Source organism: Salinirubrum litoreum (assembly GCF_020567425.1).
Taxonomy (GTDB): Archaea; Halobacteriota; Halobacteria; order Halobacteriales; family Haloferacaceae; genus Salinirubrum; species Salinirubrum litoreum.
In genome coordinates this window covers 352,387-377,020 of record NZ_JAJCVJ010000002.1, presented here as the reverse complement: position 1 = coordinate 377,020, position 24,634 = coordinate 352,387, and the positions used below count along the sequence as shown (strand labels likewise).

At 68.7% G+C, this 24,634-nt stretch carries 24 protein-coding genes and 1 tRNA gene; 11 read left to right on the top strand and 14 right to left on the bottom strand.

Annotated elements, in window-relative coordinates:
* Positions 1–491: 491 nt before the first annotated feature.
* Complete coding sequence (locus tag LI337_RS10555) at positions 492–1,367, top strand: homoserine kinase (RefSeq protein WP_227229804.1); 876 nt, start codon at positions 492–494, stop codon at positions 1,365–1,367.
* 246 nt (positions 1,368–1,613) lie between these two features.
* On the opposite strand, the gene yqeC is transcribed toward LI337_RS10555, so the two are convergent.
* Positions 1,614–2,372: a selenium cofactor biosynthesis protein YqeC gene (gene yqeC / locus LI337_RS10550; protein WP_227229803.1), complete on the bottom strand. Its 759-nt coding sequence runs from the start codon at positions 2,370–2,372 to the stop codon at positions 1,614–1,616.
* Positions 2,373–2,444: 72 nt separating this feature from the next.
* Here yqeC and LI337_RS10545 point away from each other — a divergent pair, with 72 nt between their 5' ends.
* Both LI337_RS10545 and LI337_RS10540 read left to right on the top strand, forming a co-directional pair.
* Positions 2,445–2,918 (top strand): hypothetical protein, encoded by a 474-nt coding sequence (locus LI337_RS10545; RefSeq protein ID WP_227229802.1) that lies wholly within the window; start codon positions 2,445–2,447, stop codon positions 2,916–2,918.
* 114 nt (positions 2,919–3,032) lie between these two features.
* Entirely contained in the window at positions 3,033–3,737 is a 705-nt protein-coding gene (locus LI337_RS10540; RefSeq protein ID WP_227229801.1) for a DUF8159 domain-containing protein, read from the top strand.
* Positions 3,738–3,793: 56 nt separating this feature from the next.
* Here the strand turns inward: LI337_RS10540 and LI337_RS10535 are convergent, their stop codons facing one another.
* Positions 3,794–4,411: a class I SAM-dependent methyltransferase gene (locus tag LI337_RS10535; protein ID WP_227229800.1), complete on the bottom strand. Its 618-nt coding sequence runs from the start codon at positions 4,409–4,411 to the stop codon at positions 3,794–3,796.
* Positions 4,408–5,832, bottom strand: coding sequence for an eIF2B alpha/beta/delta subunit family protein (locus LI337_RS10530; protein ID WP_227229799.1), 1,425 nt, complete (start codon positions 5,830–5,832; stop codon positions 4,408–4,410). Before LI337_RS10530 ends, LI337_RS10535 begins: the two co-directional genes overlap by 4 nt.
* A 57-nt stretch (positions 5,833–5,889) precedes the next feature.
* Between LI337_RS10530 and LI337_RS10525 the strand changes: the two genes are divergently transcribed.
* Both LI337_RS10525 and purM read left to right on the top strand, forming a co-directional pair.
* Entirely contained in the window at positions 5,890–6,438 is a 549-nt protein-coding gene (locus LI337_RS10525; protein WP_227229798.1) for a metallophosphoesterase family protein, read from the top strand.
* A gap of 489 nt (positions 6,439–6,927) precedes the next feature.
* Positions 6,928–7,992 carry a phosphoribosylformylglycinamidine cyclo-ligase gene (gene purM, locus LI337_RS10520; protein ID WP_227229797.1) on the top strand — a complete coding sequence of 355 codons (1,065 nt, stop codon included), beginning with the start codon at positions 6,928–6,930 and terminating at the stop codon, positions 7,990–7,992.
* On the opposite strand, the gene LI337_RS10515 is transcribed toward purM, so the two are convergent.
* A complete protein-coding gene (locus LI337_RS10515; RefSeq protein ID WP_227229796.1) occupies positions 7,989–10,169 on the bottom strand; it encodes a thioredoxin domain-containing protein in 2,181 nt (726 codons plus the stop codon). The two genes, purM and LI337_RS10515, sit on opposite strands and share 4 nt — an antisense overlap.
* Before the next feature lie 45 nt (positions 10,170–10,214).
* Complete coding sequence (locus LI337_RS10510) at positions 10,215–11,732, bottom strand: eCIS core domain-containing protein (protein WP_227229795.1); 1,518 nt, start codon at positions 11,730–11,732, stop codon at positions 10,215–10,217.
* Positions 11,733–11,885: 153 nt separating this feature from the next.
* On the opposite strand from LI337_RS10510, the gene purD reads away from it, so the two are divergent.
* The 3 genes from purD to LI337_RS10495 all read left to right on the top strand — a co-directional run bounded on the left by purD (position 11,886) and on the right by LI337_RS10495 (position 14,328).
* Positions 11,886–13,193 carry a phosphoribosylamine--glycine ligase gene (gene purD / locus LI337_RS10505; protein ID WP_227229794.1) on the top strand — a complete coding sequence of 436 codons (1,308 nt, stop codon included), beginning with the start codon at positions 11,886–11,888 and terminating at the stop codon, positions 13,191–13,193.
* A gap of 81 nt (positions 13,194–13,274) precedes the next feature.
* Positions 13,275–13,652, top strand: coding sequence for a hypothetical protein (locus LI337_RS10500; protein ID WP_227229793.1), 378 nt, complete (start codon positions 13,275–13,277; stop codon positions 13,650–13,652).
* Positions 13,653–13,701: 49 nt separating this feature from the next.
* Positions 13,702–14,328: an acyltransferase gene (locus LI337_RS10495; RefSeq protein WP_227229792.1), complete on the top strand. Its 627-nt coding sequence runs from the start codon at positions 13,702–13,704 to the stop codon at positions 14,326–14,328.
* A gap of 50 nt (positions 14,329–14,378) precedes the next feature.
* On the opposite strand, the gene LI337_RS10490 is transcribed toward LI337_RS10495, so the two are convergent.
* The 5 genes from LI337_RS10490 to LI337_RS10470 form a co-directional block, all read right to left on the bottom strand.
* A complete protein-coding gene (locus LI337_RS10490) occupies positions 14,379–14,789 on the bottom strand; it encodes a DUF1648 domain-containing protein (protein WP_227229791.1) in 411 nt (136 codons plus the stop codon).
* 81 nt (positions 14,790–14,870) lie between these two features.
* Positions 14,871–15,704, bottom strand: coding sequence for a mechanosensitive ion channel family protein (locus tag LI337_RS10485; protein WP_227229790.1), 834 nt, complete (start codon positions 15,702–15,704; stop codon positions 14,871–14,873).
* A gap of 1 nt (position 15,705) precedes the next feature.
* A complete protein-coding gene (gene dacZ / locus LI337_RS10480) occupies positions 15,706–16,512 on the bottom strand; it encodes a diadenylate cyclase (protein WP_227229789.1) in 807 nt (268 codons plus the stop codon).
* Positions 16,513–16,627: 115 nt separating this feature from the next.
* Complete coding sequence (locus LI337_RS10475) at positions 16,628–16,807, bottom strand: hypothetical protein (protein ID WP_227229788.1); 180 nt, start codon at positions 16,805–16,807, stop codon at positions 16,628–16,630.
* Between the two features lie 379 nt (positions 16,808–17,186).
* Positions 17,187–17,271 (bottom strand) — tRNA-Leu (locus LI337_RS10470).
* 83 nt (positions 17,272–17,354) lie between these two features.
* Between LI337_RS10470 and LI337_RS10465 the strand changes: the two genes are divergently transcribed.
* On the top strand, positions 17,355–17,663 hold the full coding sequence (locus LI337_RS10465) for a cyclin family protein (protein WP_227229787.1): 309 nt from the start codon (positions 17,355–17,357) through the stop codon (positions 17,661–17,663).
* Positions 17,664–17,692: 29 nt separating this feature from the next.
* Here the strand turns inward: LI337_RS10465 and LI337_RS10460 are convergent, their stop codons facing one another.
* The 3 genes from LI337_RS10460 to LI337_RS10450 all read right to left on the bottom strand — a co-directional run bounded on the left by LI337_RS10460 (position 17,693) and on the right by LI337_RS10450 (position 20,010).
* Entirely contained in the window at positions 17,693–18,205 is a 513-nt protein-coding gene (locus LI337_RS10460) for a phosphopantetheine adenylyltransferase (protein ID WP_227229786.1), read from the bottom strand.
* A gap of 47 nt (positions 18,206–18,252) precedes the next feature.
* Positions 18,253–18,837, bottom strand: coding sequence for a winged helix-turn-helix domain-containing protein (locus tag LI337_RS10455; protein ID WP_227229785.1), 585 nt, complete (start codon positions 18,835–18,837; stop codon positions 18,253–18,255).
* Between the two features lie 96 nt (positions 18,838–18,933).
* On the bottom strand, positions 18,934–20,010 hold the full coding sequence (locus LI337_RS10450) for a glutamate--cysteine ligase (RefSeq protein WP_227229784.1): 1,077 nt from the start codon (positions 20,008–20,010) through the stop codon (positions 18,934–18,936).
* Positions 20,011–20,165: 155 nt separating this feature from the next.
* Here LI337_RS10450 and LI337_RS10445 point away from each other — a divergent pair, with 155 nt between their 5' ends.
* Together LI337_RS10445 and aglJ are read left to right on the top strand one after the other, a co-directional pair.
* On the top strand, positions 20,166–21,017 hold the full coding sequence (locus tag LI337_RS10445) for a cytochrome c oxidase subunit 3 (RefSeq protein WP_227229783.1): 852 nt from the start codon (positions 20,166–20,168) through the stop codon (positions 21,015–21,017).
* A gap of 140 nt (positions 21,018–21,157) precedes the next feature.
* Entirely contained in the window at positions 21,158–22,159 is a 1,002-nt protein-coding gene (gene aglJ, locus LI337_RS10440; RefSeq protein ID WP_227229782.1) for an S-layer glycoprotein N-glycosyltransferase AglJ, read from the top strand.
* Positions 22,160–22,753: 594 nt separating this feature from the next.
* Here aglJ and LI337_RS10435 read toward each other — a convergent pair.
* On the bottom strand, positions 22,754–24,595 hold the full coding sequence (locus LI337_RS10435) for an SLC13 family permease (protein ID WP_380700211.1): 1,842 nt from the start codon (positions 24,593–24,595) through the stop codon (positions 22,754–22,756).
* Positions 24,596–24,634: the final 39 nt, after the last annotated feature.

Here is a 24,634-nt window from a genome sequence, read left to right as displayed (position 1 = left end):
CGAGCGTTCTGAAATCGGTTCGGTAGTGTCTTCGGCGAGTGCGCGACGAGCGTAGAGACCCGCGACTGCTACTGTCCCGCAAACCGCGACAGCACCAGCACCGCTACTCGTCGTAGCGCGGCTACCAGCGGAACCGCGACCGCACAGCACAGCGACCGCATCCGCACCTCGTCCTCCCCAGCCTCGGGGTCACTCTCCGCACCGCCCGTGACCCCTCCCTCGCGCGCGTCAGTCGCGCGCGCCGGAACGTCTGTGAAAGCACACGCAACAATCTCTGTGAAAGCACACGCAACACTCGTCACTCGACTCCATCGCCGACGACCGGGAACCCCGCTCTGGACGCGAGCTGGTGGCGACCGGAACCGGGCAGTGTCCGTGCACGGCGACCGACCCTCGCCGACCTCGTCACCGACTGTTGTCGCGCGTCGACACGAACCCGAACACTGGTCGCGGTCGCTACCTTTTTAGCTCGACTCCGGTAAGGACGGGCCATGATTACGGTGAGGGCACCGGCGACGAGCGCCAACCTCGGCAGTGGCTTCGACGTGTTCGGCGTCGCCCTCGACCGGCCGGCGGACGTGATCCGCGTCGAGAAGGCCCCCCGGACGACGATCTCGGTCACGGGCGCGGGCAGTCAGTACATCCCGGAGGACCCCGACAAGAACACGGTCGGTGCGGTCGCGGAGGCACTCGACGCCCCGGCCCACATCGACATCGACAAGGGCGTCCGCCCGGCCTCGGGACTCGGGTCCTCGGCGGCCAGTGCGGCGGGTGCGGCGGTCGCGCTGAACGCGCTGTACGACCGGGGTCTCTCGCGGGAAGAACTCGTTCCCGTCGCGGGCGAAGGCGAGGCGGTCGTCTCCGGCGAGGCGCACGTGGACAACGTCGCCCCGGCGATTCTCGGCGGGTTCACCATCGCTTCGGGTGGCGATCTGACGGCGGTGCGCGCCCGGATGCCGGTCGTCGCCTGTCTCCCCGAGATCGCGGTCTCGACGCGGGACGCCCGGCGTGTCGTCCCGACGCAGGCCAGCATCGAGGACGTCGTCGAGACGGTCGGCAACGCCGCGACGTTGACGGCGGGGATGTGCAGAAACGATCCTAAACTCGCGGGGAAGGGGATGGACGACCCGGTGGTCACCCCCGCCCGCGCCGAGTTGATCACGGGCTACGAGACGGTCCGCGAGGGTGCGCTCGCGGCGGGCGCGACAGGCGTGACCGTCTCCGGGGCCGGCCCGGCGGTGCTGGCACTCTGTCGGGAGGGGAACCGCCGGAAGGTGGCCCGCGAGATGGTCGAGGGGTTCGCCGACGCGGGTGTCGAGGCGCGGGCCTACCAGACCCGGATCGGTCCCGGTGCGGAACTGTTCTGAGCGGGTCGTCGCCTCCTGCTCTCTCGTGGCCGTCGCTCTCGGCGGAACTGTGGCAGGTCACTCGGGTTCGGTCGCGCCGACCCTCACCGGCGTCGAAGGAACGGTGGCTCTGGAAAGTCCGTCGTCACACGGGGCTCGGAGGGGGTAACTGTCATCATCGCCACCGACTGTCGGTAGTACCGCCACCGGCTAAAAACGCTTCCACACGAACCGACCCCGAGTCGTCTCCCCGTCGTCGAACGCGCCTCACACGACCGCGACGACCGGGTCTGCGGCCCGCATCTCCGCGAGGACGACCCGCGACACGTCGGCGCGGACGTGGATCTCCTCTGCGATCCTGCTCGCCGTCTCTGCCAGTTCCGCGTCGTCGACCATGTTCACCACCGGGATCACCGTCGCGTCGCTCGGCACGTCTTTCAGTCCGCCTCGGTCGCTGGCGACGACCCGCGCCACGTCCTCCGGGCCGATCTGCTCGCCCTGTCGAAGCCCGGTGACGTCGGCGACGCGGTCCACGCGGTGGACCCACTCGTCGGTCAGTGGCTTCCCGACGACTCGCGCGCCGACGATCGGAACGACCGTCGTCGCAGTCGTCGGAATCCGAGGCTCGTGGGCCGCAGGCGCTTTCAGCAGGCGCGTCCGGGCACCGTCGGCTTTCACGAGCATCGGTCGGCCGCAGTCGGCGAGCGTGTCGATCACCTCGGGGTCGTAGCCGGCGTAGCGGTCGGATCGGTCGCGTCCCGGGACGACACCGACGGTTCGGTGACCGTCGCCCTCGGTGCTGTCCGTGTTGTCGGTCGTGTCGAGCGAGGACGCAACCACCGAGCGTGGATCGTCGGTGACGACGACGTCCTCGACCCAGTCGTCGAAGATGGGGATGCGGACCGTCGCGGTGACGACGGCGTGGTCGAGTCGGTCAGCCAGCGTTCTGAGGGTCGTCTTCTTCCCGCCGGCACCGACGACGCAGGTGGTCCCTTCGCGGGCGTCGAGTGCGTCGGCGACGTGCATGACTGGTGTGGAACGCCGACCGACGAGAGGCTTTTGCCCGGTGGGCCACGAGAGACGACACCGCCTGTCGTCATGCGCAGAACACCGCTCACGCTCCTGCTGGCCGCCGTCGCCGTCCTTCCTCACGAACTGGCGCACGCGCTCTCGGCCCGACTGGCCGGGCTGGACCCGGAGGTGACACTCCTGCCGACGTGGGCGGGCGAGGGGACACCACTCGGGCAGTTCGACGCCGTGATCGACGAGTCGACGCCCGCGTGGGTCGTCCGGGTGATCGCGGTCGCGCCGTGGCTCACCTTCGTCGGGTGTGCGGTCCTGCTCGGCCCGGTTCTCCGTGTCGCGCTCCCGCCGGTCGTCGGCCTCGTCGTGACACTGTTGCTCGCACTGTGGGGATCGCTGTCGGCCGGCGACCTCGCGGTCGCTGGTAACCCCCGCGCCGCGCGGACTGCCGGGCACTTCACGGTGCCGACCGCGGGGTGGGAGTCGGGTGTCGCCGACCTGCTGACCGTCGGCACCGTCCTGCTCGTCGCGGTGTTGCTGATCGCGTAGCCAAAGACCGAAATACGCGCCGCACCTTCCGAGACGTATGCACGCCGTCTTCCGGATCGAGTCCACGTCTCGTCGCCTCCCGGCACGCTCACCGACACGAGGTGAGCAGTCCGGATGAGCGATACCGACACCGACGCCGGCACCGGCCACGCCGAGGGGTCGGAGTCACCCACCGAACGCGCGTACACCGAGTGGCGCTGCACCAACTGCGGCAAGAGCGTCCCGAAGCACAACCCGCCCTGCACCCGCTGTGGCAACATGGAGTTCGAGCAGGTTCGGATCAGCGAACACGACTTCGACGAGGAGATTCGCGGACCGAGCAACCTCGAACTCCTCCGGGAGAACTGGGCGACTGCCGGCGCGTCGATCGTCATCGTCCTCGTCGTCGTGATCGCTGGACTCGCCTCGGCGGGCGTGTTCGTCGTCTCCGATCCCTTCGGCCTCGGCTACCGGTACGGCGCGGTCGACGCGGTCGCACCGAACAGCGACGGGACGCTCACGGCCGCCGAGTTCCACGGCCAGGTCGCGGGCGAGTACGAGGAGACGAGTCTCGGCTGGTCCGGCCGGACGCTGGAACTGTCGTACATCTCCGAGGCCGGGTCGAACGCCGCGCTCGCGGACGAACTGACACAGGTCGCCGTCTGGTACGCCGGTTACGTCGAGGACGGCGGCGACGCCGAACGTCTGCAGGTGACCGCCCGCGTCGGCGACGGTCGGGCACGGATCGTCGTCGACAGCGACGACGCCCGCGCCTTCGCCGCCGGGGACATCACCGAGTCGGAGTACCGGTCGCGCATCTTCGAGTCCGACGGCTCCTGACGCTCTCGGCCGACGCGCCGGACACCGGCCGTCGTCGGTCGGTGGCGTGCAGTCGATCACACCCGGCGCAGGCCGACGAAGAACGCCCGACTGCTGCTGAACCGACGCTCGAAGACGGTCTCCTCGGCGAACGCGAGTCGCCAGCCGCCGCGTTCGACGAACCGCCGGCGGAGTTCCGCCGGCGTGAGACCGTATATCGATCTGTCGTCCCAGCGCGCGTCGCCGAGGACACAGTAGAGTCCGCCCGGTGGGAGCAGGGCCCGGAGTTCGCCCACGAGTCGGTCGCGCTCGGCATCGCCCAGCACGTGGAACATCGCCGAGTCGACCACGGTCCGAAACCGGAGGCCGGCGTCCGCCAGTCGGGAGACGTACAGCGCGTCCCAGACGAGAAACTCCGCCGGAATGCCCCGCCAGCGTGCCTTCTCGCGGGCCTGTCGGATCGCCAGTTCCGAGAGATCGATCCCGAGCACGTCGTACCCCTGCCGGGCGAGATACAGCGACAACTCGCCGGTGCCACAGCCGATGTCGAGGACGGGTCCCCGGAGCAGGCCGGACGCCGCGAGGCGGACGAACGCACGCTGTGGCCGCCCGATGTCCCAGTTCGGGACGCCGGTGTACGCCGCGTCGTACACGTCCGAGAGCGGGCGTTCCGGTGGTGGGAGCGGGACGCTCACGACCGTCTCCGCTCGTCGCCTGCTGGCTCGTCTCCCACCTGATCGTCGCCTCCTGCCCGGTCGACGACCGACAGCCACTCCGCGAGGTCGGCGTGATCCTCGGCGACCGACCGAACCGCGTCTGGCGACAGCGGTCCGTCTTCGGTCAGGACCGCCGAGACGAGTTCGGCGGGCGTCCGGTCGAACAGTGGGGCGACCACGTCGAGTGGCGCGTCGCCGTCGTACAGGTCGGTCGCGTCGGCCGACTCCGGGACGAACTCGGCGGTCCCGCTGATCTTGTCGCGGGCGGTGACGACGAACACCGGTACGTCGGCGGTCGCCGCCGCGAGCGCGATTCCCCGCGTCCCGACCTTGTTGACGACGCTCGCGTCCGGGAGGACCGCGTCGCTGCCGACGAGGACGGCGTCGACCGCCGGTGCGCCGATCGCCGCGGGGTCGGCGAGCGCCTGTGTGGCCGCGCTGTCCGGGAGGAGTGCGACACTCGGATCGCTCCCGTCACGTCTGTCGGTCTCGCGGCGTTCGTAGGCGAGTGATTCGGCGACACCGACACCCTCGCCGCCGGGCCGGGACTCGGCGACGACCACGTGCGGGTGTGGATCGGTGCGGCGCAGACTCTCGGCGACGGTCCCGGACCGCGAGCAGGTGAGGACCGTCGGTCGGTCGTCGGAGTGCTCGCCGACGAGTCCGGCGAGTCGGTCGCCGGCGACCGCGGCCGCGTCGCCGTCGGCGGACAGGGCGTCGGTCACGGCGTTCTCGGCGCGCCGGCGCACGGCCTCGGGTGTCCGGTCGCTCTCGGTCAGGACCCGGTCGATCCGTGTTCGGAGCGGGGCCATGCCGGGGTGACTCGCCCGGAGAGTGCGGGCGGTCTCGACGACGGACTGCCAGTCGTCGGTGCCGTCCGGGTGATCGGTGTCGCCTGCACGCTCGGCCTCGCCGGCGCTGTCGCGCAGGACGGCGAGCGCCCGGACGGAGATGTGTGCGGAGCCGTGGGTGTCGTCGTCGGCCACGTCCGCGACGGTCGGGCCGACCCGGCGGTAGGCGTCCCACAGTCCGGGGACGGTCTCGCGGTCGAGGATCGCGGTCGGCTGGACCCACGCGGTCTCGGCGATCTCGGGGTTCGGCGTCACCGTGCGGGTGGCGGTCTCGAACAGGTACGGGTGGACGATCCAGACGTCGTCCGACCCACCGGCGTCGTCGATCTGCAGTGGTTCGCCGGCCCGGACGAGTCGCAGGTCGGCGTCGGTCAGGCCGGTCTCCTCGCGGGTCTCCCGGCGAGCGTCCGGTTCGGTCTGGTCGGGGTCGCCCTCGACGTAGCCGGAGACGCCGGCCCACAGACCGGGGTAGGTGGAGGCGTCCGCGGCCCGGCGGACCAGCAGGACCGCCTCGGCGTTTCGGAGGAAGCAGGTGACGACGTGCGCCATACCGGGCGGTTCGTCGGCCGGGACAACGACTTTTCGGGTGTGGGACGTCGTGACGGTATGCAACTCGCAGTCGTCGCGGACACCCACGTCCCGAACCGCGCACCCGAGACGCCCCGGTGGGTCCGCCGGCGCGTCGCGGCGGCGGACCACACGATCCACGCCGGAGACTTCGACTCCCGGGTCGAACTGAACCGCTTCCGCGACTGGACCGACGGCCACCTGACGGCGGTCCGGGGGAACATCGACCCGCCGGACGTGGACCTCCCGCGGGTCGCCACGTTCGACGTGCCGGAGACCGACTGGCGGATCGTCGTCACCCACGGCCACCGCCGGGACCGCGACGAGTCACACGACTACGCCGAGCGTGTCACCGGAATCGTGGCGGCGAACGCGACCGGCCCGCCGAGTCGGACGGTCGGCGTCGCGGGACACACCCACCGACTGCGTGACGCGCGGGTGAACGGCTATCGCCTGCTGAACCCGGGAAGCGCGACCGAGACGCGACCGATGGGTGGCGGGTCGATGCTGGAGGTTACTGTGGACGAGGGTGGTGTGACGGTGACGGCGTACCACGACGACGAGGTGATCGAGGTCGACGAGATCTGATACGCGGGACGTGTTTCGAGTGTGGAGCCGGTTGCTCGTGTCGGAGATAACTCGGTGGAAGCAGTCGGAGCGAATTCGGCCGAATCTCGCAGACAACAAGGGGTGAAAGCCCCCGGTCTCTCGACCACCGGGAGAGCCAAGCTCTCCCGAGCCTTCGTCACCGGCGCTCCGCGCCGGTTGCTGGCGAGAGCTTCGCTCTCGCCCTGTTCGCAAGCTCACGAAGACGCCCGCGACTTGGTGCGCGCTTCCTTCGCCGGTCAGCAAGCTGACCGGCTCAGTCCAGTGTCGTCGGGCGACCCGAGAGCCGACCGAGGCTGGGGAGGACGAGGTGCGGTGCTGTGCGCTTTCTCGCACTAGCACGAGTCACGGTGTGGTTGCTGTCGCGGTCGCGGTCTGCGGTGCTGTCGCGGTCACAGTTGCCAGTCGCCACCACCCTCTCTCCACGCCAGTATCGCTGTGCTTTTGCACTCGCCTCACGCGCACCCGAGCATGAGCGACGACGCCGACCCGGACGAGCAGGACGAACAACTCACCTACGCCGACGCCGGCGTCGACATCGCAGCCAGCGAGACCGCGACCGCCGCGCTCCTCGGTGCTGTCGGCGAGACCGAGGGCGACTACGCCGGCCTGCTGGACATCGGCGACCGCTATCTCGCGCTGGCGACCGACGGCGTCGGGACGAAACTGCTGGTCGCCGAGGCGCTCGCGGACTACTCGACGGTCGGCATCGACTGCATCGCGATGAACGCCAACGATCTCGTGGCCGCCGGGGTCCGGCCGGTCGCGTTCGTGGACTACCTCGCGGTCGACGAACCCGACGACACCTTCGCCGAGCAGGTCGGGCAGGGACTCGCCGCGGGCGCAGAACAGGCCGACCTCGCCTTGGTCGGCGGCGAGACGGCCGTGATGCCGGAGGTCGTGAAAGGGCTCGACCTCGCGGGCACCTGCGCCGGTCTCGCGGAGAAGGACGCCATCTTCGCGGGCGAGGCCGAACCGGGCGACGCCTTGGTCGGCTGGCGTTCCTCGGGCATCCACTCGAACGGGCTGACGCTGGCCCGCGAGGCCGCGACCCGCGAGCACGACTACGACGACCCCTTCCCGGCCGACGACGCCGGCCGCTCCGTCGGCGAGGTCCTGCTGGAACCGACCGAACTCTACACCGACCTGCTCGATCCGATGCGCGCCCACGGCGTCCACGCGGCCGCGCACGTCACCGGCGGCGGGTGGACGAACCTCACCCGGATGGGCGACTACCGCTACTCGGTCACGGACGACTACGACCCCCAGCCGGTGTTCGAGTTCGTCCAGCGCGAGGGGAACGTCGCCGACGACGAGATGTACCGCACGTTCAACATGGGCACCGGCTTCGTCGCCGCGCTCCCGCCGGAGCACGCGGAGTCACTCGCCGACGCGACCGACGGGCGCGTGATCGGCCACGTCGTCGATGCCGAGGAGCGCGAGAGAGACGACGAGGACGCCGTCGACACCGACACGGTCGACACTGCCCACGCCGGCGTCGGCGTCTCGATCCGCGGTCTCGATCTGTCGAGTTAGTCCTCGCGCCCCTGCGCCACCCAGTCCAGCGCGGCGTCGATGTCGGTCTGTGGCGGCGAGCAGGTGAAGTTCTCACAGACGTACACCGTCGGCTCTCCCTCGGTCGCCTCCCGTCCGGCCCAGATCGGCGGTGCCTCGTCCAGTCCGAGCGTGTCGAGCCAGTCCGCCAACTCTGCGTCGGTCGCCGGTCGCGGCGCGAACACCGCGCCGGGCAGGTACGTCTCGGCGAGTCGCTCGCGCCACGCGTCCGGGACCGTCTCGGCCGCGACCGTCACCTCGACGCTCCCGGTCGCCCGCTTCGCGGCCGCCAGTGCCAGCGAGACGTGCTCCATCGGACTGCCCGAGAGCTTCGTCGAGTGCGTCGCCAACACTCGATCCGCGATGTCGCCGAACTCCGCGTGCGGGACGAAGTGGTCCAGATCTGCGAGCAGGCCGACCGCGACGCCGAGACTCGACGGCGTGGACTGGTCGGTCAACTCCTGTGGCCGGGCGACCAGTGGCTCGCCGTCGTCCGGCGTGAAGTAGATGGTCCCCTCGGCGGGGTCCCAGAACTCGTCGGCGATCACGCGCGCCAGGTCGAGCGCGAACGCGAGGTGGGAGACGTCACCGGTCGCACCGTAGAGGTCGAACGCGGCCCGCGCGAGGAAGGCGTAGTCCTCCAGGAAGCCCGCACCCTTCACGTCGCCGTCGGCGTACCGCCGGGAGAGTCGCTCCGTCTCCGCGTCCCAGAGATGCTCGCGGACGAACGACAGCGCCGCTTCCGCCTGTCCGGCGTAGTCGACAGTCCCGTCTCCCTCGCCCGACTCGTCCGGCCCCAGCCACGCATCGTCGCCGGCGTCGGTCGGGCCGAGTACGCGCTCACCGCGTGCCAGCGCCGAGATCAACAGACCGTTCCACGCGGCCAGCACCTTCTCGTCGCGGGCCGGGCGGACGCGCTCCGCCCGCGCCGCGAACACCTGCTCGCGGGCCTCGGCCAGTCGAGACTCGACGTCCTGGACAGCGAGGTCGTAGTCGTCCGCCAGCGCCTCGACCGGTTTCGAGACCGTCAACACGGTCCGGCCGCCCTCGAAGTTGCCGCCCTCCTCGACGCCGAACCGGTCACAGAAGATGGCGGCGGTCGTCTCGTCGGCCACCGCGTCGTGCACCTGGCTCGGCGTCCAGACGTAGAACTTGCCCTCGTCGCCCTCGCTTCTGGCGTCCAGCGTCGAGAACGCGCCACCGTCTGAGTGGGTCAACTCGCGGTCCACGAACGCGAACGTCTCGCGGGCGAGCGCCGCGTAGCGGTCCTCGCCGGTCGCCTGGTACCCCGAGAGCATCGCCTTCGGGATCTCGGCGTTGTCGTACAGCATCTTCTCGAAGTGCGGGACGACCCACTTCCGGTCGGTGCAGTAGCGGTGGAAGCCGCCGCCGACGTGGTCGTACAGGCCGCCGGTCGCCATCGCGTCGAGCGACCCGACAGCGACATCCAAGGCTTGCTCCCGACCCGAGTCGGCGTACGACTGGAGCAGGAGTTCGACTCTGCCGGGTTGCGGGAACTTCGGCCCGCCGGTGCCGAAGCCGCCGTACTCCCGGTCTGCACTGCGGATCGCCGCGCTCACCGCGTCGTCCAACACCGACTCGTCGGGCGTCTCGCCGGGCGCGTCCGGCGTCGACTCCAGTTGGTCGGTCAGGGCGGCCGTCCACTGCTGCGCACGGTTCTCCATCTCGGATCGTTGCTCGGGGTCGGCCCACGAGTGGGCGATGTCCCGGAGCAGTTGGGGGAACGCGGGCATCCCCTGCCGGGACTCGTTCGGGAAGTAGGTCCCGACGTAGAACGGCTTGCCCTCCGGCGTCAGCCACACCGACAGGGGCCACCCGCCGCGACCGGTCGTCAGTTGGCAGATGGTCTGGTAGATGCGGTCGAGGTCGGGTCGTTCCTCCCGATCCACCTTGATGGGGACGAAGTTCTCGTTCAGGATCTCGGCGGTCCGCTCGTCCTCGAAGCTCTCCTCGGCCATCACGTGACACCAGTGACAGGCGGAGTAGCCGACCGAGAGGAAGATGGGGACCTCCCGTTCCTGTGCCTCGTCGAGCGCGTCACTGTCCCACGGCTGCCAGTGGACGGGGTTGTCGGCGTGCTGGCGGAGATACGGACTCTCCTCGGCGTCGAGTCGGTTCCGACCGGCGTTGTCTGTCATGCTCTCGGGTTGGGACGCTGGCGGGGAAAAGTCGTCGGACCCCGGTCAGAACTCGATCTGCAGGAGCGGGTTCAGCGGCGTCAGCCGACGTTCTTCGGGAACCAAGTCTCGCATCGGGTCCCGTGCACCCATCAGATCCTGCGTCCGGCGCTGGAGCTGTTGGAAGTCGGTCATCGGCACCGCGCGGGCCAACTGCTGGACGCGCTCCCGGTGCCAGGCGAGTTCGGCCCGAATCTCCCGGCGACGCTGTGCCGCCGAGAGTCGGATCAATCCGCCGTCGCTCGTCTTGTGGTTCGAGAAGAAGTCGACGCCGGACGTTCCTCCACTCCCCGAGAGGAGTCGCCGGTCCCGGAGCATGGCGAAGTAGTTCTCGACGATTGAGGCCTGCTGTTCCGGCGGGTACTCGAAGATTGTTCGGGTGTCCTGCGTGTAGCCGTAGGCCGCGTTCCGGGTGCCGTGTTCCAGTGCGCCGGTGACCTGCGCGACCGCCGAGTCGGAGACGTAGCCGGTGCCGCCGTGTTGGTACTGCCAGACGTGGACGAGTTCGTGGATCAGCGTCTGGGCCATCCGCCGGTTCTCGACGGTGAACGACGACGGGACGTAGATGGTGTTGCCGATGGTGACGTACGTCCCGCCGGTCTGGAAGCCGGTCAGCCCCGCCTGCCGACTACTGCGTTCCTCGTCGCCGACGCTGACGAGTCGCACTCGACTCAGGTCGATACTGGTCCCGAAGATGGGGCGTGCGAGAGCTTCTTCCTCGCTGGTCAGCGGTCGGCCCGCTTCGCTCGCGCCGAGCACGGCACTCCCCTGTCGGAGCGTCTCCTCGATTGCGGGCGATCTGATCCGCGGCGACGGACTCGCGTGGACCGGGCCGCCCGCGCTCTCGGTCCCGCCACGTGGCTGGCGATGGATCGTCTCTCCGACGGTCCCGTGGTCGCTGCCCGCCCCGTGATCTCTGCTCATCCCGCGGTCGTTGCCCGCAACACCGTCGCCCTCGTCTCGCCCGCTCACGTGTGCGAGTTCGTGCGCGAGCAGTCGGCGACCGGGAGCAGTCTGCGGTGCGAACTCGCCGTCGTCGAAGACGACCCGCCGACCGACCGTGAACGCGCGAGCGTCGAGCGCCCGTGTCGCGGCGGCCGCGGTCGGGCCGGTGTGAACTCGGACGTCGCCGAAGTCGGTGCCGAACCGTGACTCGAGTGCGGATCGGACGCCGGCCGGTAGTCGGTCGCCCCTGCCGAGTTCCGCACCGAGACGGCGCTCGGCGGCAGATTCGACTCGCCTACCGACTCCGGTCTCGTTCGTCGACTCGCCGTCGGCGCGTGCGTCGTGGTCTCTCGTCCCCGCGTCGGCGGCGAGCACGCGGTCGGCAGTCGCCGTCGCGGCGCGTTCCGCCCGGTCGGTCGGGTCGCTCACCTGGACGCTGTCACCGAACGCGCGGCGAGCGTCGAAGCCGTCACGGACGCGGTCGGTCGCGTGACCGTCGCGGCCGTGACGACGACGCGACTGCCGGTGACCGTGGCCGTCCTCTCTCGCCGCCCGTCGCACGCTGAGTCGTCTCGTCATCACGTCGTCCCCGTGTGTCGCTGGAGATTCGACGTGTCGGCGCATAAGTGTTGACACGGAGCACGCTCGACAGGACGGCACGATCCACGATCCTGCACATCTCGTCGCTCTCGAAGAGCAAGGTTTACACTTCCATGCAGAACACGGGCGTTCATGAGCGAGACTGTCCTGCTCGTGGGTGGCGGCGGGCGCGAACACGCCATCGCCCGCGCGGTCGCCCCCGACGCCGACCTGTACGCCTGTGCGAGCAACCGAAACCCCGGCATCGACGCCCTCGCAGAGGAGGTCCGGGTCCTCTCGGAGACCGACGCCGGTGCAGTCGTCGAGTACGCCGAGGCGGTCGGCGCGGACCTCGCGGTGATCGGTCCCGAGTCGGCCCTCGCGGCGGGCGTCGCGGACGCCCTCGACGCGGCCGGCGTCTACACTTTCGGCCCGCAGGCCGAACAGGCCCGCATCGAGACGGACAAGGCGTTCCAGCGGCGGTTCATGGAAGAGGAGTCCATCCCTGGCTGTCCCGACTTCGCGGTGTTCGAGGACACCGAGGCCGCCTGCGACTACATCGACGACTACGACGGCGACCTCGCGGTCAAGCCGGTCGGTCTCACCGGCGGGAAGGGCGTGAAGGTTATCGGCGATCAGGTGACACGCGAGGAGGCGAAGGCGTACCTCCGCGATTCGGAGTACGAGGGCGTCGTCCTCGAAGAACGACTCGTCGGCGAGGAGTTCACCGTGCAGGCGTTCGTCGCCGACGGCGAGTTCCGCGCAACGCCCGCAGTGCAGGACCACAAACGCGCCTACGAGGGCGACGAGGGACCGAACACCGGCGGGATGGGGAGTTACACCGACGCGACGATGCACCTCCCGTTCATGACGCCCGCGGACTACGCCGAAGCAGTCGACGTGCTGGACGCGACCGTCGACGCACTGGACGGCTACAAGGGCGTCCTCTACGGCCAGTTCATGCTGACCGCCGAGGGCGTGACGGTCGTGGAGTTCAACGCCCGGTTCGGCGACCCCGAGGCGATGAACACCCTGCCCGTCCTCGAGACGCCCTTCGTCGACGTGCTCACGAGCGCCAGAGACGGCGAACCGCTCCCGGAACTCGAGTTCGCGGAGCGCGCGACCGTCTGCAAGTACGCCGTGCCCGACGGCTACCCGACCGACCCCGAGGCCGGCGCACCGGTCACGGTCGACGAGGCGAGTCTCGTGGCCGCCAGCGAGGGGCGTGACGGCGAGGCACTGCTGTTCTACGCGAGCGTCGACGCCGGCGAGGACGGCATCCTGACGACCACCTCCCGGTCGTTCGCGGTCGTCGGAGTCGCCGACACCATCGCGGAGGCGGAGGCGATCGCCGACGCCGCTCTCGCGGGCGAGACCGCGGGACTCCGCGTCCGGCACGACATCGGGACCGAGGCCCTCGTCCAGAAACGGATCGACCACGTCGCCGAGATGCGGGACTGAGACGCGAGCAGTCCTGCGTCTCTGGCTCACCGAACTGTTCGCACCCGAAAGGCGTTTGCCGACCTCGGGCGAAGCCGACCTGTGTCTCCCCTCCGTGCGACCGCAGTCACGTATCTCTCCGCGTTCGTCTACGTCGTCCTGCTGTATCTCGGCGCGAACGTCCTCCTCTCCGATCCGACGACGCCGCTGCGCCACGTCCCGTTTCTCGTCGGCGTAGCGCTCGTCGTCCACGCGCTGGTCGCGGAGGATCTCGACCCGGTCGCGTACGCTATCGGCTGCATGGCGTTCGTCCTCGTCGGATTCGTCGCCGTGGCGGCTGTCGCGGCCGGCACGTCGCTGTCGCTCCCGACGGTCGTGACCGACGACGTGACCGTCGCCGGAGTGTTGACGCTCACCCTGCTCGTCGCCTACGGCTGGTTCGCGGGGCTCTTGCCCGGCCGGTCGCCGGCGGGGGGCTGACCGGGGCTCCGTCCGACCGACTCTTGTACCCGACGCGCCAACTCCGAGTGTGACAGACGAGACGGTCCCTGCCGACGACGCCGGGTCGGACGACGATACTGTCGACGACACCGACAGCGAGTCGGATGCCGAGTCGACCGACAGCGAGCGTCGCCACCACCGACTCACTCGCCACCCGACCGGCGGCCCGCGCAACTCCCTCCAGTCGTGGACCGACCACCGATCGCCGCTGATCGTCGCCCGGAACTACGCGCTGATCTGGCTGATCCGCATCTCGCCGAGTCTCCGACTGAAGAACGTCCTCCTGCGGGCCATCGGCGTCACGGTCGGCGAGGGCGTCTCGTGGGGGCTGGAGGCGACGCCGGACGTGTTCTGGCCGAACCTGATCACGCTCGGCGACGACGTGATCGTCGGCTACGACGCGACTCTGCTGTGTCACGAGTTCTTGCAGGACGAGTACAGAACTGGAGAGGTCGTCCTCGGCGACCGGGCGATGATCGGCGCGGGGGCGATCGTCCTGCCCGGCGTGGAGATCGGTGCCGACGCGCAGGTGGCCGCGAACTCGCTCGTCACCGAAGACGTGCCGGCGGGGGCAACGGTGGCCGGTGTGCCGGCGGAGATCGTCGGGGGGCGTGGTGCCAGTGAGGAGTCGGCCGAGAGCGACGACGACGAGTAGCGACTGGAGAGCGACTGACGAGTGGCCGCTGGAAGCCCCCGACGAGTGACTCAGACGCCGGATTCGGTTCCGCGACTTTTGACGTAGACCGTGATCCCGATCACGACGACCAGTAGCGGGAGCACTGCGAGCGTCGGCTGGAAGCGCGTCCCCGTGTTCCACAGCAGGATCAGCGCGTGGACGTACGCGACGATCACGCCGGTCAGCAGGACGCCGAGGTCGGGACTCCGGGTCCGGTCGAGACCGAGACGCGGTGCGAGGCGGATGCCGACGACGACGACCACACCCACGGCGGGGACGGCGAACGCGCCGACCGGCTTCGAGACGACCGACGACGGCGTCCCGTCGGAGAACTGGACCGCCATCTCGCTCGGGAGCGTCGCGTAGAGGACGACACTGGCGACGACCGACAGGCCGACGAGTGTCAGGGCGACACTGTCGGTGCGGCGACTGGAGCGCATCGCCGAGAGCTTCTGCGGAATCGGCTAAAAGGGTTCGCCCAACAGGTGTGTCGCAGGCCTGAATCGAGTCGTGCGGTCGTCTCAGCTCCGGACGCGGACGATGCCGTTCTCGAACACCTTGCGGTTCGGGACGATGTACTCCTCACCTTCCGACTCGACGTGCGTGACGAACACGTCCACCTCCTGGACGATGCCACGCTGGCCGCCGACCTCGACCTGATCGCCGATGCTGTACGGCTGATTGAGCAGGAGGTACATACCCGCCGCACCGGACGCGAGCATGTCTTTGAACGCGATCCCGCCGAGGAAGACGACCCCGAAGACGTAGCCACCGAGCAGGACGAGCAGGGCGCTGATCGGGACGTTGATCGTGGCGAGTGCGATGAGGAGTGCGACGTAGAAGACGCTGTACTTGGCGAGCAGGGGGAGGATCCCGACCTGCGGGAGTTTGATCCCGCTGAGCCGGTCCCGGACGACGATCTCGACTTTGTCGCCGACGACCAGGCCGACCAGCACGATGAGGACCGCGAGAAACAGCCCGGGGAGGAAGACGGCGACCTCGCCCCAGAACACCGTCAACACGTCCACTTCCGCCACCGACAGCGCCACGAGGATCGAGAGACCGACGACGAAGTACATCGACAACTGGCCGACGAGATCGACCGTCGAGGTGTCGAGACTCCGGGCGGTGCGCTCGAAGGCGGTCCCCTCAATCGACTCGGGGACGCCGGCGCGTCGGAGGAGTCGCCTGTTGACGAGGTTCACGAGGTAGCCGAGGACCACGCCCAGGAGGACGATGCCGAGCGCGAGCCAGATTCGGCCGGGAACACCGAGAATCACCTCACGGGCGGTGACGAGCGGTGTCGTTTCGGTGGCCGTCACACTCACCGAGCCACCGAACAGGGAGCCGACCATCTCAGTAGTCCTCCGGATCGATCTCCAGTATCAGCTTCCCGCCCTTGAACGCCCGGACCAGTCCGTCGCTCTCGGAGAGGACGATGGCGATGGCGTTCGTGTCCCGCGTGATCGCGCCGCCGGCCATGTGGCGCGCGCCCAGCCCCTTCGGGATGTCCACGCCCTCGGCGGCGGGTTCGAGGTAGCGGTACGCGGAGACGATCTTGCCCGAGTCCGAGACGACGAACGCGCCGTCGAGCCGCGAGAACTCCTTCAGCATCACGTTCACGATGGGGTCGCCGACGTGGACGTGGGACTTCTCGAAGGGGTTGTACGACAGCGGCCGGGACTTGTTCATCACCTTCCCGGCGTCGCCGACGACGAACAGCGCGCCCACGGGTTTCCCCTTCTGGCCCTTCTTCCCGAGTTCGACCGCGACCTCGAAGACGTCCCGGACGACGTTCGGGTCCGCACGCGAGTTGACGATCAGATCGTAGACGCCCGAGCGCATGTTCTCGCCGACCCGGACTCGCGTCAGGGTGTCGGCGTCGCCGTCGAACATCGACGCCGAACAGATCACGGTGTCGCCCTCCTCCACGATGTTCTCGTCCATCGCGCCCTCGATGCCGAACTTGATCCGGTCTTCGACGTTCGTGAACTCCAGCGGGAGTCGCACGAACGTCTCGGCGTCGACGGTGTTCTCGGGTGCGATCACCACGAGGTCGTCGCGGCTGTCGAACCGCTCGTAGTACGAGGCGCTCGGGGAGAAGAGAAAGACCCCGTCTACGTCCGCGACGAGGTCGTCGAGTAACTCGGCTAGCGTCGCCATTACCCGTACAGACTCAGACAGATGGAAAAAGGTTTGTGGCATTGCCGGCCCGCGTCGGTCGCCTGCCGGTGGAGTGTGACCACTCCGAAATCCGAGAGGTGGGTGTCGGAACGGCTCAGTCGTGGTAGCGCGTCCAGTGGTCGATGGCGACGAACTCGTCTTCACCACAGGCTCCGCAGGCGTCCGGTTCCTCGAAGCTGTGTTCGCCCGCGTCCTCGTGGACCGGGGTGCCGGCGTGCATCACCTGGCAGTTGGCACAGACGAATCGGGTCGGGAGTTGTGGTTGATGAGCCATGCTAACATGTTCGTTTGCGGGAGGAATAGGCGTGTCTACGAAGCGCGTACCAACTGCACAACTGATCGCTGGTGGCTGGGTTCGAGGTCGCCCACGGCGTGAGCGAGTCTCGGCGACTGCGCGGGACCGGATTCGAACCGGAGCAGATCGGTCCGGGCGTGCGACTCACTGCGTTCGTCGGTCCGGGCTTTCGATCTGCAGGGTTCGACCCGGCCCTGCTCGTTCACTCCTGCCGACTCGCTTCGCTCGTCGGCGTCGTTCACTGCGCGGGACCGGATTCGAACCGGAGGGAGACGTGCTCGCTTCGCTGCGCGCGACTCCCGAGATTCGAATCCTCCGAGCGATTTTCACGGCTCTCCCGTTCGGTCGAGCCGGAAAATGCGCGGGACCGGATTCGAACCGGCGGACCCCTATGGGACAGCGTCCTAAGCGCTGCGCCGTTGGCCTGGCTTGGCTACCCGCGCTCGCCCAAATCTACCGCCATCCGGCAAAAGAGTCTGTCGCTCCGAGACGACCGTTTAAATACGATCACGCCCAACCCGAACACGTGTACAGCGCCCGCGATCAGGTGGACAACGAGGAGTGGTTGGCCGAGATCGAACAGGCCAGCGACCGCCTCGGTCTCGGCACCGAAGCGCGCTCCTACGCGACCGACCTCTTTCTCTCGCACGTCCCCGAGGCCGACCGATCCAAACAGGCCATCGCGGCCGCGTCTCTGTACGCCGGGTCGTTGATCGCCGGGGAAGGCCAGACCCAGACCGACGTCGCCGACGCGATGGACGTGGCTCGACTCAGCGTCCAACAGCACTGGAAACCGATCCTGCGTGACGCCGGATTCGAAGTCCCCGACTGGTAGCAGAGAGAGAGAGAGAGCGAACAGAGAAGCTACTCGTTCGTCCGCGCTTCGTACTCCGCCGGGGAGGCGCGGCCCTCGCGGTCGGGCGTCAGGTTGCCGTGTTCGTCGATCTCGCCGCGCACGATCCGGGTCGAGGAGATGCGCTCGCCGTCTTCGGCGGGGACGTGGTCAACGACCTCGATGTCGAGCGGCGGGAGGTCGCGTTCTGCGCGGATCTCGTTGACTCGGCGACCGCCGTCTCTCGTCTCCGGGGAGACGATCAGCGTGTCGAAGCCCGGTTCGGTGGCGATGCCGGTCGGTTCGGTCAGTTCGCGCACCTCGAACTCGCGGTCGTAGCGGTCGGCGTACTCGCTGAGTTCGGCCACGAGGTCGCGCTTCCGCTCGTCGAAGGGTCTGACGTAGCGGTCGACGTGGCGGGTCCGTGGTGCGAGTTCGTCACTCGTCAGCCCGACGGTCACGTCGCCGAGTTCGAAGGCCCGGTCGAAGAGCGCGCGGTGGCCGTCGTGAACCGGGTCGAAGGTCCCGCCCAGCGCGACGTTCATACCCCGGCCACGCCCGCCCGGAACTTAAACAGGTCGGCTCGGCCTGCTCACTCCTCGTCGTCGTCCGCGTCCTGTACCGTGATCGTCACCGGTTCCGTCTCCGCCGGGGCCGACCCCTCGGCCGTGTCGCTGCCGAGCAGGTCGTCCTCGTCCGACTCCCCGCCGAGTTTGTCGTCGAGGTTGAACACCGTGTTCAGTTCGCGCTGCACGTCGCCGACGACGCCGCGGACGAGTTCGCTCGGCGCGATGGCCTCGTACTCGTAGGGGTTGTTGCCCGCGCCGGCGTTCTCCCGTTTGCCGCGCGTGACGGTGCCCTCCTCGTGCAACTCGGCGAGTGCCTCGCGGACCGTGCTCGGGTACAGTCCGGTTCCGTCGGCTACCTCGTCGCTGGTGCTGTCGGGGTGTTGCCTGAGGTAGACGTAGATGCGAGCGCGGGTCTCGGTGTCCAGCAGCCACGCGAGCAGGTCGACGATGCTCTGGTCGAACTCCGTGACCGCCTTGTCCGCCTCCTCTTCCAGCCGCTCGCGCGTCTTTCGCAGTTCCTCGCGCGTGCCGCCTTCCGATCCGACAGCCTCTCCCTCGGCGGGGAACTCCTCCTCGTCCCGTGTGTCGTGACTATCGTCCGAAGACATGCGTTCTCTGTCGTAGGTCAAATTCGGCCAGTGAAAAATCTTTGGCTCCCGCGTCGGGGCCACGGCGAGTGGGGTGGAGCGGCGACGAGCCAACACTCAGTTCAGCGTCAGATCGGCACACAGTGCGTCGACACCGGACTCCTCGTGGATTCGGCGCTGTCGCTCCGCGCCGCTCTCGCGGTCGTAGACTTCGCGGAGCCCGTCGACGTCCAGTCGGTCAGACTGCCGGACGACGAACTCGCCGAGCGGAACCGTGTCCTCGCCGTCCGGCGTCACGAAACTCGCGTCGTGGCCGTGTCTGATCGCCCGCCACTTGTTCTCGTCTAACAGTTCCCGGCGCGGATCGGTGCCGGTCTCGCCGTCCTCGTAGTGTGCCGCGAGGTCGAGCACCAGCGCGTGGACGAACTCGGTGAACGCCAGCACCACGTCGGGATCGGCCTGCGCGTCCGGCGTCCGGACCTCGACCGTCCCGTGACCGGTGTGGGGCCGCACGTCGTACCACAGTTCGCCGCGGTCGTCGATCGAGCCGGTCTCGACCATCCGGCGCTCGAACCGGGCGTAGTCGTCGTAGTCGTCGAACCGCGTCGGCATCCCGGTGTTCGGCAGTCCCTCGAATATCTTCGCGCGGGCCGAGTGGAGGCCGGTGTCGAAGCCGTTCCAGAACGGGGAGTTCGCAGAGAGCGCGAGCAGCGGCGGGAGATACCACCGGAGTTCGTTGGCGATCCACGTCGCCTTGTCCGCGTCGTCCACGCCGACGTGGACGTGGAGGCCGGCGGTCGTGTTCCGGTGTTGGGGGTACTGGATGCGGTCGAGTTGCGCCCGGTAGCGCGGCTTCTCGGCGTGGTCGAGTTCGCGCCACTTCGCGGTGGGGTGGAGTCCGGCGGCGGCGATCCCGTAGCCGTGGTCGTCGGCGTGGTCGACGAGCGCCTCACGGACGGCGAGTAACTTTTCGCGGGCGTTCGCGGGGTCTTCGATACGAGGCGTCTGCGTCTCGATGGTGAACTTGAACAGTTCGTGGTCGAGGCGGTCGGCGAGCATCGCGGGCGGGTCGCTCCCGTAGACCAGGTCGTCGATGCCCGAGGTCGGTCGCCCCGCGTCGTCCACGATGAAGAACTCCTCTTCGATCCCGAGCGTCCCCATCCGGGTGAACGACTCCCGCGAACCAATGTCCATCGCACGAAGGGTCGGGGTCGGCAGATAAAAACCTCGGGGACTCCGGCGAACCGCCCACCAGAGCGTGTGATCGGCTGTCACGGTGGCGGACGTCCCCCGTCCCGCGTCCGACCGAGGTGGATGGATTTTTATCGGTTCGATAGCAAGGGGTGGCTATGAGTACGGAAGATTCACACGACGATCACGGGCACCACCTCCCGGCGGTCGAAGACTGGCCGCGCGGGTTCGGTGAGGCCTCGTGGTGGCCCTTCGTGACGGCACTCGGCGGGGCCGGCATCTACGTGGCGGCCGCGCTGTACGTCCTCGGGACCGGGACCAACCCCCTCGTCGGGCCGATGGTCGGAGTGGGCGTCGCTGTCGCCAGCGTCGGCCTGTTCCTCGTCGGCATCTACGGCTGGCTCTACCACGCCTTCGTCAGTACCTTCTGGAGCAGAGACGCCGACTCCTCCGGCGGTGCCGGCCTGCGCTGGGGAATGTTAGCCTTCCTCGGCTCCGAGATCGGCACCTTCGGGGCACTGTTCACCTACTACTTCTTCATCAGGTCCGGGACCGGGTGGTCCACCACGGGACTGCCCGACTTGGTGAACTCGCTGGTGCTGGCGAACACGGCCCTGCTGGTCGCCTCGTCGTTCACGCTCCACTGGGCACACGTCGCCATCCGGAACGATAACCGCCGCAACTTCCTGCTGGGTCTGGGGCTGACGCTCCTGCTCGGTCTCGTGTTCATCGGCGGGCAGGTGCTGGAGTACTACGAGTTCATCGTCGAGAAGGGCTTCACGCTCACCTCGGGGCTGTTCGCGTCGGCCTTCTTCGGGCTGACCGGCCTCCACGGCCTCCACGTCACCCTCGGTGCGGTGATCATCGGCATCGTCTTCGTCCGCGGCCTGCGCGGGCAGTACTCCGCCGAACGCCACGTCTCGGTGACGACGGCCTCGATGTACTGGCACTTCGTGGACATCATCTGGGTCTTCCTCGTCGTCGTGCTGTACCTCGGCGCGGCCACGTAAGCCGGCACGACACTGCTCGTTCTGCGTTCGCGTACCCCGACACGACCGCCCTTCCTGCGCTCGCTCCGATGCCCGCCGAGCGTGCCGACTCGCGCGCGAGGCAGACACGCTTTTATGCCAGCCGTGGCCACAGTCGGACGATGGACAGAGCCGACGTGTGCGTCCTGCTCCCGACGATGGACGAGGCGGAGACCATCGGCGACGTGATCGACGAGTTCGTCGCCGAGGGGTTCGACCGCATCCTCGTCATCGACGGCGGATCCACGGACGACACCCGCGACATCGCCCGCGACCGTGGCGCGCAGGTCGTCGTCCAGTCCGGATCGGGGAAGGGACAGGCGGTCCGCGAGGCGGTCCACGACTACGTCGAGTCCCCCTACGTCCTCCTCCTCGACGGCGACGGTACCTACCGGGCCGACGACGCCGACGCGATGCTCGCCCCCCTCGACGACGGCGCGGAGCACGTCATCGGCGACCGCTTTGCCGACATGCACCCGGACGCGATGAGTCGCCTGAACGCCCTCGGCAACCGCCTGATCAACCGCTCGTTCGGCTTCATCCACGGGCCGGGGTGGGGGGACATCCTCTCGGGCTACCGCGCCTTCACCCGCGACTCCTTCGAGCGGATGCACCTCACCAGCGACGGCTTCGGCATCGAGACCGAGATGGCGGTGGAGTGTGCAAAGCGGTCGATTCCCACCGTGGTCGTGCCGATCACCTACGACCCGCGACCGGACGGGTCGGAGACGAACCTCCGGCCGTTCCGCGACGGCGGCGTCATCTTCCTCGAACTGTACCGCCGGGCGAAGACGAACAACCCCCTCTTCTACTTCGGGAGCGTCGGCTTCGCTTCGACCGCCGTGGGGCTGGTGCTGGGCGCGTACGTCGCCTACGACTGGTTCGTCAACACGATCTCCCACGAGGTGATCGCGGTCGTGACCGCCTTCGCGATCCTGTTCGGCGTGCAGTTGCTGATGTTCGGCGTGTTGTCCGATCTGATCCTGACGCTGCACCGCGAGACGCTCGGCCGACTGGACGAGGTGGAGGAAGACCTGGAGACGCTGGAGTCGGGGGTGGACGTGGGTGAGGTCGGTGAGGCGGTCGTGGAGTCGGAGGTCGAAGCAGAGGCCGGTGACGACTGAGACGGCGACTGCTGAGTCGTCGGTTCGAGGCTTTGTGACTCTGTGAATATTTGGTTCGTGTATTCGTGAATCGGTGAGACTCCAGTCGCCTGAGTCGCGGACGACGAGAGGTGAAAGCCCCCGGCGTCTCGATGGTCCGCGACTTGGTGTCGTTCGAGAGAGCGAAGCTCTCTCGTGATGACGAGAGACGCCACGGCGTCTCTCGAACCACGCTCCTCAGTCGGTCGAGCGAGCAAGCTCGCTCTTCCTCCCTGCGGTGCTGACGGGCGAGCCACGCCTCGCCCGTCTGCTGGCGAGAGCTTCGCTCTCGCTCTGCTACCGGCGTCGGGGACCAGTCGAGATTCTGGAGAGCGAAGCTCTCCAACGTCTCGTTCACAGGTCGTCGGCGCGAAGCGCCGACTGCTGGCGGGACCTCTGGTCCCGCCCTGCTCACGAGACCGCCGGCCCCTTTCAGTCCCACCCGGCGAGATCTGTGAAGGCGCACGCACCTCCCGGTGGACCAGTCGATTTCAGCGATGGCCTACCTGCAACCGTCGGCGCGAGATGAACTCGCGCCAGCCCGTTCGACTGGCGAGTGTGACGTGAGCCGGTGTCTCAGATCGGTGCGTCGAGTCCGTACAACAGCCAGATGCCGAGTGTCGTCACGACGGTCAGCAACAACTGAAGCGGCCCGCCGACGCGCACGTAGTCCGTGAACCGGTACCCACCCGGTCCGTACACCATCAGGTTCGTCTGGTACCCGACCGGCGTCATGAACGCGGTCGAGCCACCGAACGTCACCGCCAGCAGGAACGCGAACCCACTCGCGCCGATGCCCTCGGCAGTAGAGATGGCGACCGGCGCGAGCAGGACGATGCTGGCGACCGGCGTGATCAGGTTCGCCAGCAGGCCCGTCAGCAGGTAGAACACGGCGACGACCGCCAACACGGGGAGGACCGCCGACGCCGAGATCACCGCACTCGCCAGCAGGTCGACGCCGCCGGTCTCCTGCAGGGCGCGACCGAGGGGCAGAATCCCGGCGAGCAGGAAGATCACGCTCCAGTTCACCGCGTCGTAGGCCTCCGAGGCCGTCAGACAGCCCGTGACGATCATCGCCACCACGCCGCCCAGCGCCGCGACGACGATCGGCACGACCCCGAGTGCCGCCAGCGCCACCACCCCGAAGACGATCACCAGCGCCGGCACCGTCGTCGGCGCGAGGCCGCGACTCCGGATCTCCGCGATCAGGTCGTCCACCAGTTCGCCGGTGGCGACCAGATCACGCGACTCGACGAGGAACTCCGCCGACTCCGGTGTCGTCTGGAGCAGCAGCGAGTCGCCGGCAGAGAGCGTCACGTCACTGAACTCCTCGCGGATCAACTCCCCGCCCGCGAGCCGGATCGCCAGGATCGTCGCGTCGTACCGCTCCCGGAGTCGACTGCCGGCCACCGTCTCGCCCACCAGGTCGGACCCGGTCGGCACGACCACCTCCACGAGCGTCGGGCGTTTCCCCTCGGGGTCCAACTCGGCGTCGGTCACGGTCGCACGCGGGAGCAGGCGCAGGTCCGCGAGGTCGACGAACTGCTTGATCGTCTCCGGGTTCCCCCGAACCGTGAGGATGTCCCGCGACTCGATCTCCCGGCCGCTGCCCGCGAGGAAGTGGTCGTCGCCGCGCACGATGTCCAGCACGTCGATGTCCAGGTCGCGGGCCGCGTCCGCGACGACCTCGCTCGCGGTCGCACCCACGAGCGGCGACCGACTCGGGACCAGCACGCGCCCGAGGTACGCCTCGACCTCGTACCGGGCGGTCCGGTCGCCGGGCGAGACGCGTTCGGGGATGAGTCGCGGCGCGACCACGAGCAGGTACGCGCTCCCGGCGACCAGCACCACCGCGCCCAGCGCGGTGAACTCGAACATCGTGAAGGGAGCGCCGAGTCGCTCGGCGGCCACGTCCGAGGCGATCAGGTTCCCGGCGGTTCCGATCAAGGTGAGTGTCCCGCCGAGCATGGAGGCGTACGACAGGGGCAACAGGAGTTTCGACGGCGAGACCCCGGCGTCTTCGGCCAGATCGGTCACCATCGGGATGAAGACGGCGACGACCGGCGTGTTGTTGATGACGCCCGCGATGGGGCCGGTCAGTGCGACGATGGCCGCCAAGAGCCGCGACTCGCTCCCGCGTGTCACGGCCCCGACCTCGGCTCCCAACCGCCGGACGAGTCCGGTGTTGCCGATCCCCCGACTCAACACGTACATCGCCAGAATCGTGATCGTCGCGGGGTTCGAGAAGCCCGCGAGCGCCTCGGTCGCCGAGATACCGGTCCACGGCCCGAGCACCGCGAGTGCGACCAGCAACCCAACGGCGGTCACGTCCGGCGAGACGGCTTCGGTGACGAACAGCACGACCGCGGCGACGACCAGCGCGAAGACGACGAGCATCCCGACCGGCAGGCCGAACACCGACGCGGTAGCCGGCGCGTCGGAGAGCAGGGGCGCAGT